This is a genomic window from Actinoplanes sp. NPDC004185, assembly GCF_053603475.1.
Map to the genome: position 1 here is coordinate 50,398 of NZ_JBSGFR010000004.1, position 13,574 is coordinate 63,971.

Below are 13,574 nucleotides of genomic sequence, written 5' to 3' on the forward strand. Positions count from 1 at the left end.
TTGCTGGGCGTGACTTCCGGCGACGCGCAGAGCGGCCCGTCCGCCCCGGACAACCCCGGGCGGACGGACGCGGAGCTGCTGCGCGCCCACGTCGACGGGGATCCGCAGGCTTTCAACGACCTGATCCGCCGGCACCGCGACCGCCTCTGGGCGGTGGCGCTGCGCACGATCGGCGACCGCGAAGAAGCCGCCGACGCGGTCCAGGACGCGCTGTTGTCCGCGCACCGCGGCGCCGCCAAGTTCCGCGGCGAGTCCGCGGTGACCACCTGGCTGCACCGCATCGTGGTGAACGCCTGCCTGGACCGGATCCGCCGCCGCCAGGCGCACCCGACGATCCCGCTGCCCGACGGCACCCGCTCGGACGACGGACCCGGCGGTCCGGAGCCGGCCGCCCCGATTCAGGACCACGACACCGCGCTGGTGGTGCGGGCGGCGCTGGCCGCTTTGCCGGTCGAGCAGCGGGCCGCTCTGGTGCTGGTCGACGTGCAGGGCTATCCGGTGATCGAGGCGGCCGAGATCCTCGGGGTCGCCGAAGGCACGATCAAGAGCCGGTGCGCCCGCGGGCGGGCGCGCATGGCGCTGGCCCTCGGCCACTTGCGCACGGGCTCGGACACCCCGGGACCCGGGCCGGCGGGAGCGGGCAGGGGAGACGGCGATCACGCCGGGAACCGCGGGGCGACTGCGCGCGTCCCATCCGGGTCGGCTGCGACAGCGCCGCACCTTTCCGCGCGTGACGGGTCTGTCGCCGACAGAGGGGACCAGCAGTGACCGGGGCAGAGTTCAGCGAGGTCGACATCGACCTGCTCGCCGACTATGTCGGTGGCGCGCTGGACGGTACCCCCGACGAGCTCCTGGTCACCAATCTGATCGCCGAGAATCCGGCCTGGCGCGAGGCCCACACGCAGCTCTCCGGCGGGGTCGCCACCGTGACAGGTCAGCTGCGGGCGCTGGGTTCGGTCGCCGAGCCGATGCCCGCCGAGGTTTTCGCCCGGCTCGACTCCGCGTTGACCGCGGCCGCCCACGAGAGCGGCGGCACCGTCACTTCGATCGCTGACGTTTCTTCTGGTGTCACGGGCGGTCCGGACGGTATGGAGCCGGGCACCGATGGTGCTGCGCCTGATCGGCATCTGGTCGCCGTACCGTCGGGGTCCGGGGGTAGGCGGGCGCGGCGGCTGCGGTGGGCCGCGCCGGTCGGGATCGCCGCCGGGGTGCTCGCGTTCCTGGGTTTCGGTTTTCAGCAGTTCTCCGGCGCGGACAGCGCCGACACCTCGGCCGCCGGTTCCGCCGCGGAGGCGCCGCAGGCGAATTCGGGTCAGCAGCTCGGCGCGGCGGGCCCCGCGCCCCAGATCGTGAGATCGGGCACCAACTATCGCCGCGACACCCTGGGTTCGGCCGGCATGACGACGATGCTCGACCAGCCGCCGGCGCTGGACCCCGGCAAAGGCACCCGCAAGGCGGTGCCGGACGTCGGGGCATCGGCCGAGTCGGTGTCCGATCCGGCCCTCGCTCGCCTTCAGGCCCAAGATGCGCTGCGCGCGTGTATCGAAGCCATCGCCGCGCAGCACGGCGTCGGTCCGATCACCCCGCAGACCATCGACTACGCCCGGTTCGACGACCGACCGGCCGTGATCGTGCAGTTCGTGGCCGACGGTGAGTCGTGGGTGTGGGCAGTGGGTCCGGCCTGCGGCACGCGCGGAGTCGGCGCGGACACCCGCGCTTCGGTGAAGGTAGGCTGAACGGACGTCGTCCCGCCCGGCGTGAGGTGGGTTACCTATGCCCTCCGGCACATGCCGTGACGCGCGGGAATGCGCCCTCATACGATGACGTTCCAGCATGCGATGTCGCCGGTGTCCCCGGCGAAACCAGACTGAGGAGTCGGCAGTGGACGAGGTCCGAAACCTGATCATCATCGGCTCGGGTCCGTCCGGTTACACCGCGGCGCTCTACGCGGCCCGGGCGAACCTCAAGCCTCTGGTCATCGAGGGTGTGCAGTCCGGTGGCGCGCTGATGACGACCACCGAGGTGGAGAACTTCCCGGGTCACCCGGACGGGATCATGGGTCCCGAGCTGATGGACAACATGCGTAAGCAGGCCGAGAAGTTCGGCGCCGAGTTCATCACCGATGACGTGACCCGCGTCGAGCTGGGCGACAAGCCGACCGAGCCGGGCACCGAAGGGCTGAAGACGGTCTGGGTAGGCGAGAAGGAATACTTCGCCCGCGCGGTGATCCTGTCGACCGGTTCGGCGTGGCGCCCGCTGGGTGTGCCCGGTGAGCAGGAGCTGCTCGGCCACGGCGTCTCCTCGTGTGCCACCTGTGACGGCTTCTTCTTCCGCAACCAGCACATCATCGTGGTCGGCGGCGGTGACTCCGCGATGGAGGAGGCGACCTTCCTCACCCGCTTCGCCGAGACCGTGACGATCGTGCACCGCCGTGACTCGTTCCGCGCCAGCAAGGTGATGGCGCTGCGCGCCCGGAACAACCCGAAGATCAAGGTCGAGTGGAACACCGTCGTCGAGGAGATCCTCGGTGACGACGGCAAGGTGGCCGGCGCCCGGCTCCGTAACGTGGAGACCGGCGAGACCAAGGTGCTGGACGTGACCGGCGTGTTCGTCGCCATCGGCCACGACCCGCGCAGCGAGCTGTTCAAGGGTCAGGTCGAGATGGACGACGAGGGCTACGTCAAGGTCGACCACCCGAGCACCCGCACCAACGTTCCAGGCGTGTTCGCCGCCGGCGACCTCGTCGACCACACCTACCGCCAGGCCATCACGGCCTCCGGCACCGGTTGCGCCGCCGCGCTCGACGCGGAACGCTTCATCGCCTCGTTCGTAGAGCTGTAATTCAGGAGGGTTTTCCGTGGGAGCAACCAAGGCCGTCACCGACGCCTCGTTCGTGACCGACGTGCTGCAGTCCGACAAGCCGGTGCTGGTCGACTTCTGGGCGGAGTGGTGCGCGCCCTGCAAGAAGGTCGACCCGCTGCTCGCCGAGATCGCCAACGAGATGGGCGACCGGGTCCAGATCGTCAAGGTCAATATCGACGAGAACCCGGAGACCGCCCGCGCCTACCGGGTGATGTCCGTCCCGACGCTGACCATGTTCAAGGGCGGCGAGGCGGTCAACTCCGTCGCCGGGGCCAAGCCCAAGGGCGCCCTCGTCAACTTCATCGAGTCAGCTCTCTGAGTCGTCTCACAACGCCCCGCATCCAGCTGGATGCGGGGCGTTGCCCTTTGCCGTGACTCATCGCGGGCCCGTGCCCAGGAGTACGCTCCGTAAGTTGCCCTCTGCTCTTCCCCCCAGTCGTTAGGGAGCCGCGCGTGCGTTCGATCCGACGTGGAGACACCGGACCGGCCGTCGAGGAGATCCAGTCGATCCTGGTAGGCCTGGAGTTGCTGCCGGCGGTCGCCGACACCTTCGACGAGGCCACCGAGAACGCCGTACGGGCCTTCCAGCAGAGCCGCGGCATCGGCGTCGACGGGCTGGTCGGCCCCGAGACCTGGCAGGCCCTCGACGGCGCGCGCTGGAAGCTCGGCGCCCGCACCCTCTACCACTCGGTGCCGACGTCGCTGGTCGGCGAGGACGTCCGGGCGCTGCAGGAGCGGCTCCTGGAGATGGGTTTCGACAGCGGCCGCGCCGACGCCATCTACGGTCCGCGCACCGCCCGTGCCGTGGCCCAGTTCCAGCGTGAGGTCGGGCTGACCCCGGACGGCTCCTGCGGCCCGCAGACCATGAAGGCGCTGCGCCGGCTCGGCCGCAAGGTCGTCGGTGGCCGCCCGCAGTGGCTGCGCGAGGCCGAGGCGTTCCGCCAGTCCGGCTCCAGCCTCGTGGGCAAGACCATCGTGATCGACCCGGGCCACGGCGGCGCCGAGGACCTGGGCGTGGTCGTGCCGGACGGGCAGCTGCGGTGGACCGAGGCCGACCTGGTCTTCGACCTCGCCAACCGGCTCGAGGGCCGGCTGCTCGCCGCCGGCATGCGCGTGCACCTGACCCGCGGCCCGTCCCCGGTGCAGCCGATGACGAGTCAGGAGCGGGCCGCCCTGGCCAACAGCCTCGGCGCCGACCTGTTCATCTCGCTGCACCTGGACGGCCAGGAGAGCCCGGCCGCGGACGGCGTGGCGACGTACCACTACGGCACCGGCAACGGCCTCACCTCGACGGTGGGGGAGCGGCTGGCCAACCTGGTGCAGCGCGAGATCGTCGTACGCACCGGCATGCGCGACTGCCGGATCCACGCCAAGACCTGGGAGCTGCTCCGGCTGACCCGGATGCCGGCCGTCCGGGTGGACCTGGGCTATCTGACCTCGCCGACCGACCGGGAACGGCTCGTCGACCCGGCCTTCCGGGAGCAGGTCGTCGAGGCGATCCTGGCCGCGGTCCAGCGCATGTACTTCCCCGTCGAGGCCGACGTGCCGACGGGGTCGATCGACGTGCGGCAGCTGCGGCTGGCGCTGGCCTCCCGCAACGCCTAGCCGGCCTGCCGGTCAGTTCGGGGTGGAGCGGGTGGCAGCTGCGGGACGCACCGGCCGCAGCAGCGTCTCCGGGCTCATCGAGCCGAGGAGCTTCTCCAGCGCGTACTCGACGTCGGACTTCCACGACAGGGCCGTCCGCAGTTCCAGCCGCAGCCGCGGATAGCGCGGGTGCGGGCGGACGGTCTTGAAGCCGACCGACAGGAAGAAGTCGACCGGGGCGACGCAGCCTTCCTCGCCGTCGCCCGCCTCACCGAACTTCGCGTCGCCGAACGCCTCGATGGCCTTCACGCCGCGCTTGGTGAGGTCACGCGCGACCCCCTGGACGAGCATCCGGCCCAGGCCGCCGCCCGCGAACGCCGCCACCACGTGCGCGGTCATCAGCAGCGCCGCGTCCGCCGAGACGGGTGAGGTGGGGAAGGCCATGGACCGCGGCACGTACGCCGGCGGGGCGTACATGACGTAACCGGCGGGCATCCCGTCGACGTAGGCCAGCTTTCCGCAGCTCCCCCATTCGAGGAGGGTCTGTGAAACCCAGGCTTCCTTCTCGAGGCCCGGATCGCCGGAGGCGCAGGCACGCTCCGCGGAGACCGGATCGAGCTCCCAGTAGACGCACTGGCGGCAGGGCCGGGGCAGATCCTCGAGCGTGTCGAGAGTCAGGTTGACCAGGCGTCGCGACATGCGGGACCCCTTGAGAATCGACAATTTTCGGACTCGAAGCACGGTCCTGTTCACGTGCTCGTCCGCGCCCCCGCACGGATACTACGCCGCAATGGCCTTGAACGGGAGCGTAACGGTCGTTAACCGCAGGCGGCCCCATGCGTCCGACCTTTAGCATGGACGCCGATGTGACCAGCGATTTATCGAGGTGAGCCGCATGACCGGCACGACCCAGGACGACTACACAGATCGGTACGCGCGGCGGGTCCGCGGGATGACGACCTCCGAGATCCGCGCCCTGTTCGCCGTGGCGAGCCGGCCCGAGGTGGTGTCGCTGGCCGGTGGGTCGCCGTACATCGCGGCGCTGCCACTGGACGCGGTCGGGGAGATGATGGGCCGGCTTGCGAGCGAGCTGGGCACGACGAGCCTGCAGTACGGCATCGGCCAGGGCACGATCGAGCTACGCGAACGCATCTGTGAGGTCATGAGCCTGTCCGGCATCGACGCGTCCGTCGGGGCGTCCCCGGACGACGTGGTCGTGACCGTCGGCGGCCAGCAGGGCCTCGATCTGGTGGCACGGCTGTTCCTGGACCCGGGTGACATGGTGCTCGCCGAGGGGCCGACCTACGTCGGCGCACTCGGCGTGTTCCAGGCTGCCCAGGCACAGGTGCGGCACGTGGCCATGGACGCCGACGGTCTGGTGCCCGCCGCGCTCGAACAGGCCATCGTCGAGGCCGGCGGGCGGGCGAAGTTCCTCTACACGATCCCGACGTACCAGAACCCGGCCGGTGTCACGCTCACCGACGCCCGCCGCGACGAGATCCTCGACATCTGCGAACGGCACGGGATGCTGGTGGTCGAGGACGACCCGTACGGGATGCTCAGTTTTGCCGGCGAGGCGCCGCGGCCCCTGCGGGCCCGCCGGCGCGAGGGCATCATCTACGTCAGCACGTTCTCCAAGACGTTCGCGCCCGGGCTGCGGGTGGGCTGGGTGCTGGCCCCTCATGCCGTACGGGAAAAGCTGGTGATGGCCAGCGAGGCGAACATCCTGTGCCCGAGCGCGTTCGCGCAGGGCGCCGTGACGCAGTATCTGTCGACCATGCCGTGGCGCGAGCAGATCAAGACGTACCGCGAGATCTACCGCGAGCGTCGCGATGCGCTGCTCGACGCGCTGCGTGATCTGATGCCGGCCGGCACGACCTGGACCCGGCCGGAGGGTGGCCTGTTCGTCTGGGCCACGCTGCCGGACGGCCTCGATTCGAAGGCGATGATGCCGCGGGCGATCGCGGCCCGCGTCGCCTACGTGCCGGGCACGGGCTTCTACGCCGACGGCACCGGCAGCACCAACCTGCGGCTCAATTTCTCGTTCCCGCCTCCGGAGCGCATCCGCGAGGGCGTGCGCCGGCTGGCCGGCGTGATGGAGCAGGAGCTGGCGATGCGCGCGGTCTTCGGACCGACAACCCCGGCGCGGCGTCGTGGCCACGCCGGCGCGGACACCCCCGGCCCGGACTTGGCATGATCAACACCATGGGTACGCCATCAGAAACGCACGTCCTGGTGTTGGCCGGCGGCCTGTCCTACGAACGGGACGTGTCGCTGCGCTCAGGCCGCCGGGTGCTGGACGCCCTGCGCGCGGCCGGCCTGTCCGCGGAGATGCGTGACGCCGATGTGTCACTGCTGCCGACGCTGAGCGAGGACCCGCCGGACGCGGTCGTGATCGCGCTGCACGGGGCGACGGGGGAGGACGGGTCGCTGCGCGGGGTGCTGGATCTGTGTGGCATCCCGTACGTGGGCTGCGACGCGCGCGCGGCCCGGCTCGCCTGGGACAAGCCGACCGCGAAGTCGATGCTCCGCGACGCGGGCATCCCCACACCGGACTGGGTGGCGCTGCCGCACGACCGGTTCTCGGAGCTGGGCGCGGTGGCGGTGCTGGACCGGATCGCTCAGCGGCTCGGGATGCCGTTGATGGTGAAACCGGCGCAGGGCGGGTCGGGCCTGGGAGCGGCGGTGGTCCGGGAGGCTGCGGCGCTGCCGGCGGCGATGGTGGGGTGCTTCGCGTACGACTCGACGGCGCTGGTGGAGACGTTCGTGCCGGGCACTGATGTGGCGGTGTCGGTGGTTGATCTCGGATCCGGGCCGCAAGCATTGCCGGCTGTGGAGATCGTCCCCCGGAACGGGGTGTACGACTATGCGGCTCGGTACACGGCTGGGCTGACCACCTGGCATGCGCCCGCGCGGTTGTCCGGTGCTGTGGCCGCGGCGGTTGCTGAGACGGCGTTGGCGGCGCATGCGGCTTTGGGGTTGCGGGATCTTTCTCGGGTGGATCTGATCGTGGACTCCGATGGGCGGCCGCATGTGCTCGGGGTGAATGTCTCGCCGGGGATGACGGAGACCTCTTTGCTGCCGTTGGCTGTGCAGGCTGAAGGGTTGGACTTCGGGAAGATGCTGGCGGCGCTGGTGGGGCGGGCGGTGGCTCGGGGGGCTTGATCTTCGGGTTTTGTTCTTTGTCGGGGTGGTCGTTCCGCGGGATTGCGGGCGGCCACCCTGATTGTTTGGAGCCGTTGGTTGTGGGCGGCGGGTGAGCCGGGCCTTTCCGCTTAGGCGGAGGGTCGTGGCTACTGCGCTGTTTGGGGCTGCGCCGAGGACCTCGCGGGTTGGCGGCCGGATGGTTGGGCGGCGCTTGGATGCGGCGACAGTCTGCGATTGGCCGCGGTTGGACCGCATCCCGGGTGTGGGTTGGAGCCGAGGCTGCGGCTGACGAAGCAGGTGTGCGCGATGGCGTCGTCGCAGGGCCGACCTTCCACCGAGTGCGTCGTAGGTCGGTCGCTCTGTGAAGGATGTCGACCGCGGTGACAAGCTCGGTGGCTGCTTGAGCTGGTGCGGTGGGTCGACAAGGTGCGGTGCAGACCGGCGTCCCCTCGCGGCGGTCCGGAATGCTCGGTAGGCCGGATGCTGACCGGGCTGTAGGACCTGCACTCAAACCGTCGATCCGCACAGTGTCTGAGCCGAAGCCGACATCAGAGCTGAGATAGAGGACGCGGACCTGACTGAGTCAGCGGCCGAGGGCCTCGACCTGGTCGGGTCTGGTCTGGTCTGGTCTGGGCTGGGTCTCAGCTGGTTTCGGTCTGGGCGTGGGTGGCTCTCGTTTGGTTTGGTTCGAGCGAGGCTCGGGCCAAGTGCCCAGCTCGACCTGACCCGGGTGTTCGGCCGAGAGCCGGGTCTTTCGTCGAGGGCGCCCTTTGACCGAGGGCTAGGTCTTTGGCAGACGCTCTTCAGGATCAGATCGTGGACAGTTGCGGGGCGGGACCAACGGTCTACCCTCGACCCGTGGCAGCGGCGAGATTTAGGTTCGGCCCTCAAGGACCGGGTCGGTCTGACCGCAAGCCGGGGCCGAGGTCTAGCCGCGAGCCGGCCGAGGGCTGACTCGGTGCCAGGGCCTAAGGCGGCGTCGGCCGCACGTCGCAAGCGAAGGACTAGGGGTCGAACTGTGGGGTCCGCGACCGAAGACTGAGTCGGAGCCACGGCGGCGGCAGGCTCAACGCCGGGGATGCGGCCGGTGTAGAGCCGGCGGTGAGCCGCGGCCGGGAACCGAGGGTCGAGGGCCGGGCCGCGAAGTCGACGAGCCGAACTGATGTCGGGTTGAGCAGAGCAGGCTGGCGGCCGGGGGCGGGCCGAGGCCGGACTCTGCTCAAGCCGGGTTCTGAGGCGCGGCCGAGATCGCGGCGCGGCGCGGCAGATGGAGGCTACGCCACGACCGGCTGGCGCTGGATTGGGCTGAGGTCGAGTCCGAGCCCGCGGTAGATGAAGCCGGAGTCGCGACCCGACTCGGTGCAAAGGTCTGCGCGGCAAGGGCCTGGGCGGCGAGATCGCGGTGGCCGGCTTGGAGGTGACCGGGATCGGAAATGGCCAGGATCGGAGGTCGCCGGACTCCGAGGTCGCCGGACTCGAGCGTGACCGGGACCGTAGGTCGCCGGACTCGGGGGTCACCAGACTCGGAGGTCACGGGACTCGAGCGTGACCGGGACCGCAGGTCGCGGACTCGGAGGTCACGGGACTCGAGTATGACCGGGACCGGAGATTGCCGGGACCGGAGGTCGCCAGACTCGGAGATCGCCCGGCTCGGAGGTCACCGGACTCGAGCGTGACCGGGACCGGAGATCGCCGGGCTTGTAAGTCGCCGGAGTCGAGCGTGGCCAGGATCGGAGGGCGCCGGGATCGGGCGTGATCGGGACCGGAGGCCGGAGGTGGCCAGGGTCGGGCCGGAGGCCGTGGCTGCGGTCGGGGTGCGGTCGAGATCCGAAGCCATGCAGTGGGAGATGCGGGCCGGACCTGTCGGCGAGCCCGGGCGAAGGCTAATGCCGAGCCGGGGATGAGGCGTTGGGGCCGGGATCCGATGGGAATGAGTTGGGCGCCGTGCCGCTCGGGCTGCCGTCCCGGCTGGGATCGTGCCCGCACGCGCGCATGATCGAGCCCGCGACCGAGGCTGTGAACAGCGGCCGTTGCGAGGGCTGGCGGCTAGTGCGCCGCCGATACCCGGGACGACATCAAGGCCAGGGCGCAGTCTGGGAAGGCATGTCGGCGGATCAGCAAGCTTGGATCAGGTAACGGACCGTGGCGAGAGGCACGCCTTCATGCCAGGTCGGTTGGGAAAAGAGCCGAGGTTTGGCCGTTGCCGAACCGAGGCGGCAACGTATCGGGCCGAGGCCGGTGTCGGGTCTATGCCAGCTACCGGCTGGCGTCGATCGGCCAAGGACTCCGGGCGGGACGAGCCATACCAGCGTGGCCAACATGCTGACCGCGGTGGCGCGTCAGGACGCTGAGCCGGCGTGAGTCGGGCACATGTCCTGCACTCCGCGGAGCGCACACCCGGGCCGAAGACCTGAGCTCCAACTACGTAGGACCCGTGGCCGGAAACCACAATCACCACCTGCAGAGGCGCCTTGCTGTTGGCAAAGCGGGCTGCTCGACGGGCGCCGCGCTACCGGGCCGACTCGCAGTTCAGGTTGGAGTGACTGCTGTCGGGCAGGCCGCCTTGGGTGGATAGCCGCTTTGAGCGCCGGGTCCATCAGGCCGATCAGGGGTTGGCCTACGGAGCATTCCGGACCGCCGCGAGGGGGGACTGATGCGCACCGCCGGCCTTGCCGATCTATAGCGACGGTTCGAGCAACCACCGGATTGTCACGGCGGTCGACGTGCTTCGCGTCGTTGGCTGGCCACGTCTGCCTACGACGCGACTGGCGAAGAGTTGGCGCTACGACGACGCCTTCGCGCCTGACCGTTCGGGGGTCGGCGCTGGGCGCGGCTTCAGTGGGACGGGGCGGCCTCGGGCGTCGCGGGGGTGTCTGTGGTGGTTGTGGATTGCGGCGGAATGGCCGCGCGGCGGTCGGGGTGCTCCGAGGCGTTGGCGGTCTTCGCGTCGGGCTGGGACGGGATTGAGGGGGCTGAGCTTGTGTGGGACTGCGGTGCTTGGCCGACGCCGTCGTCGGTGTTGTGGGGGTCGAGGGTGGGGTTGCTCGTTGCCGGCGGGGCGGGGGTGCTTGCGGTTGTTGGCGCTGTGCCCGTACCGGATGCGTCGGTCGATGGGGGACCGGCGAGGTCGGCGGAAGCCGGTGGGCTTGCGCTCGGGGTTTCGGGGGTGCTGTCGGGCGAGGGGGTGGCGCCGCTGACGGAGGCGGTGCCTGACGAGTTGGCGGCTTGGGTCGACGGGGTGGTTGTGTCGGCGCTTGAGGTGGCCGTCGGGTGGATCGCGTAGGAGGAGAGGTCTCGGGTTTCGGCGCTGACCGAGGTGGGGTCGCTGCGGCCAGCTGCCTCGGACGCGGCGCCTTCCAAGGTCGGGATGCCGGACGTGGAGGCCACTGGTGCGGCGGCGGTTTCGGAGGTGGCGGGCGCCGGCTGTGTGGGCGGGGTGCTGGTGGGCGATGCGCCGTCGGATGGCGCGGCTGTTGCAGGGTCGGGTGAGGGCTTTTGGTTTTCGGGAGTTGCGTTGTTCCACGTGAAACCAGCGGACGGGGAGTCCGTGGGGGTCGGCGGTTGCGTGTCCGTGGTGATTGTTGGTTCGTTGCCGAACGTGGATGGCGACTGCCAGTGGATGTGGGGAGGTTCGGCGATGGCGCGGCCGCCGAAGCCGGCGAGCCATTCCGCCACGAGCGCGAGGTTTTCGAGCCACTGCTCCTCGGGGATGACCGGCAGGATGTCGTCCCAGAGCGACAGGAATGTGCCGCGGAGCTGCAGCCGGCCGTAGGGCCGGGCCAGGAACCACATGTGCAGGTGCGCCGAGCCGTCGCCCCAGCGGTTCACGTGGACGCGGGCGACGCCGTCGAGGGAGCGGATCGCTCGTTCGAGCCGGACAGTCATCACGCCGAGTTCCGCGGCCAGCAGGTTCGGCAGATCGCCGATGTCGAGGTGCGAGCGGCACTCGAGGATCAAGACCATGGGCAGGCCGGTGGGCCGGTCCATGCCGCGGACGCGCCATCTCTCACTGACCCAGATGTACGCGTCGTCGGGGGTACTGCAAGCGACGCAGTCTTCGGCGTCCTCGCCGCTTCGTGGGGGCTCGACGTCGACCGGCTCGGCAAGGGGCTTGACCCGCATGTCGCCTTCGAACGGGAAGGAAGGCCAGCGTGTGAAGTCGGGAAGCGGCGGGGGGTTCTGAGGCACGAGGGTGACCCTAGCCCAGCTCACCGGGCACTGTCCCGGGTCAATTTCCGGCGAACCCGCCGATGCTCCCTCACCCGTTCAGACAGTCCTCAGAACGTCGACGTCGGTCACCTTCGGTGGGCTCGGCGCTACGCCGGAAGTTATCCACAGAAGTTATCCACAGGCAGGCCGGTTTCACGTGAAACACGACGTAGAACGCGTTCACCCCCTGTGGATACAGCGGTGGAAAGGGTGTCATCCATCGGAGTTGTTTCACGTGAAACGGCCACGGGGAGCGTCGTCAACAGTCTCTGCGCACAGGTTGTGGATACTGCCGTTTGCCGATCTGAGGTGGGCGATCTTGGTTGGTAGTTGGGGCGGCGTCTGGGTCTTTGGTTGGAGTTCGGTGAGGACCAGCTTGGAGAACGTTGGCCGAAGACTGCGGTCGCCGTTTCACGTGAAACGGCTGGAGTCGGATTAGCGTTCTGGACTTTGGGCGTAGGCCCGGCTGGGGTCGTTCCGATCCCTTAGCGGGCACCGCTGGAGCCGGGTTGCGGGCTTCTGGGTGGTTGGGGTGGGACTTGGCGTCTTGAGCATGCGGTGGCTCCGCGGAGCCGGTTGGCCGGGGCTGGGTCACCAGATGATGAGTGGCAGGGTCTCGCCTGCGTTGCATCCCTCGCTTACCTCATGGAACGCCGGCCTTGGCTGGGACATGTACCGCCGGCCTTCATGCTTGCGTCCTCGCGTTCAGGACGGGAGGTGACTGGGTATCGCCGTGTCGGGAAGTTGCTGGGCCCTGCCAATCCGGGAGCGAAGTCTGAGCCGGGTATGGCTGGCTTCGACTGGCATAGTGCGAAGACCTCTGGCGAGGGACGCCGCCGCCAACGATCAATCCTCGCCCCGGATGTTGTCGTGAGACTTGGTCGGCCTCTTGTATCGGCCTCCATCGCGGAGCCAGGGGCCTGAGTCTTGGTGAAGGGGCCGAGTGGTCAGGTTGAGGCCTGTGAGACCGCAATGGTCCTTCGCCCCTGGAGCCTCGCCGGGTGGCTGATCGCTATTGTCAGCGACTGAGTCATGAGCCTCGGCGCGCGGGCAAGCGCCTGGCTGACTGCCGGGATTCGCGGAGGGCTCGCGAGGCGGAGCCACACGAGGTGCCACAGCACCGGTAGACCGGGGCTGGGGCCCGGCTGGCGACGGAGGTGGCGAAGGCGCGCAGCCGCCGCCGGGCCCCAGATCGGATCTATCAGGAGGCGCGCGGTACGGCGTTTCACGTGAAACGCCGTTCCAAGAAGGTGGGCTGAATCAGGTTGCGATGCACCTCTGATCCCGGCCGACCGGTGCACTTGCAACCCCAAACCAGCTCAGGCGGCAATCCGGCCTTATCCCAAGTCCGGCCTCTGCCGGGCCGTGGCCGTGTCTGACTCCGCCCCACGCGTCACCCTGATTCCGCCGCTGCCTCTGGCACCGGATCTGGCTCTGTAGCTAGCTCCGGCTCCGCTCTGGCTGTGGCTCCTGCTCGGACTCTGGCTGTGGCTCCGGCTCTGACTCTGGCTGGGCTCCAGCGCTGACTCTGGCTGGGGCTCTGCCACTGGCTCGGCTCTGGTACTGGCTCCGGCACAGATATGGGCACAGACGGGCTGCCGACGATCGTAATGAGGCGCTTGCCGATCCACCACAGATGGCTCCGACTTTCCGATCGCTCCGAGAGCTACTCAGCGCTGAGGGCCGCAGTCCTTTGCTAGATCAATACTGCTGCGCAGTTGCGGGCGCGACGGAGCATCATTGCCCGTGGCAGTCCCTAGAGTCTCGACACT

Annotated in this window: 8 protein-coding genes and 1 pseudogene; 7 read left to right on the plus strand and 2 right to left on the minus strand. The window is 69.5% G+C overall.

Annotation, left to right across the window (positions count from 1 at the left end; all coding sequences use genetic code 11):
• Positions 1-9: 9 nt before the first annotated feature.
• The 5 genes from sigM (at position 10) to ACWEOZ_RS05505 (ending at position 4,467) form a co-directional block, all read left to right on the plus strand.
• The gene (gene sigM, locus ACWEOZ_RS05485; protein ID WP_451909548.1) at positions 10-768 is read left to right on the plus strand and encodes an RNA polymerase sigma factor SigM; all 759 of its coding nucleotides are present in this window, start codon (positions 10-12) and stop codon (positions 766-768) included.
• Positions 765-1,736 carry a hypothetical protein gene (locus tag ACWEOZ_RS05490; protein WP_451909549.1) on the plus strand — a complete coding sequence of 324 codons (972 nt, stop codon included), beginning with the start codon at positions 765-767 and terminating at the stop codon, positions 1,734-1,736. The genes sigM and ACWEOZ_RS05490 overlap by 4 nt, the downstream gene beginning before the upstream one ends.
• Positions 1,737-1,881: 145 nt before the next feature.
• A complete protein-coding gene (gene trxB / locus ACWEOZ_RS05495) occupies positions 1,882-2,841 on the plus strand; it encodes a thioredoxin-disulfide reductase (RefSeq protein WP_451909550.1) in 960 nt (319 codons plus the stop codon).
• 16 nt (positions 2,842-2,857) lie between these two features.
• Positions 2,858-3,181: a thioredoxin gene (trxA, locus tag ACWEOZ_RS05500; RefSeq protein WP_451909551.1), complete on the plus strand. Its 324-nt coding sequence runs from the start codon at positions 2,858-2,860 to the stop codon at positions 3,179-3,181.
• A gap of 134 nt (positions 3,182-3,315) precedes the next feature.
• Positions 3,316-4,467 carry an N-acetylmuramoyl-L-alanine amidase gene (locus tag ACWEOZ_RS05505; RefSeq protein ID WP_451909552.1) on the plus strand — a complete coding sequence of 384 codons (1,152 nt, stop codon included), beginning with the start codon at positions 3,316-3,318 and terminating at the stop codon, positions 4,465-4,467.
• Between the two features lie 12 nt (positions 4,468-4,479).
• Here the strand turns inward: ACWEOZ_RS05505 and ACWEOZ_RS05510 are convergent, their stop codons facing one another.
• Positions 4,480-5,145: a GNAT family N-acetyltransferase gene (locus ACWEOZ_RS05510; protein WP_212987034.1), complete on the minus strand. Its 666-nt coding sequence runs from the start codon at positions 5,143-5,145 to the stop codon at positions 4,480-4,482.
• A gap of 196 nt (positions 5,146-5,341) precedes the next feature.
• Between ACWEOZ_RS05510 and ACWEOZ_RS05515 the strand changes: the two genes are divergently transcribed.
• Positions 5,342-6,643, plus strand: coding sequence for an aminotransferase-like domain-containing protein (locus ACWEOZ_RS05515; RefSeq protein WP_451909553.1), 1,302 nt, complete (start codon positions 5,342-5,344; stop codon positions 6,641-6,643).
• Positions 6,640-7,611, plus strand: a complete 972-nt coding sequence (locus tag ACWEOZ_RS05520; RefSeq protein WP_451909554.1) for a D-alanine--D-alanine ligase family protein — start codon at positions 6,640-6,642, stop codon at positions 7,609-7,611. Before ACWEOZ_RS05515 ends, ACWEOZ_RS05520 begins: the two co-directional genes overlap by 4 nt.
• Before the next feature lie 3,549 nt (positions 7,612-11,160).
• Here the strand turns inward: ACWEOZ_RS05520 and ACWEOZ_RS05525 are convergent.
• Positions 11,161-11,556: pseudogene (locus ACWEOZ_RS05525) on the minus strand (hypothetical protein); the annotation flags it as partial.
• Between the last annotated feature and the right edge of the window lie 2,018 nt (positions 11,557-13,574).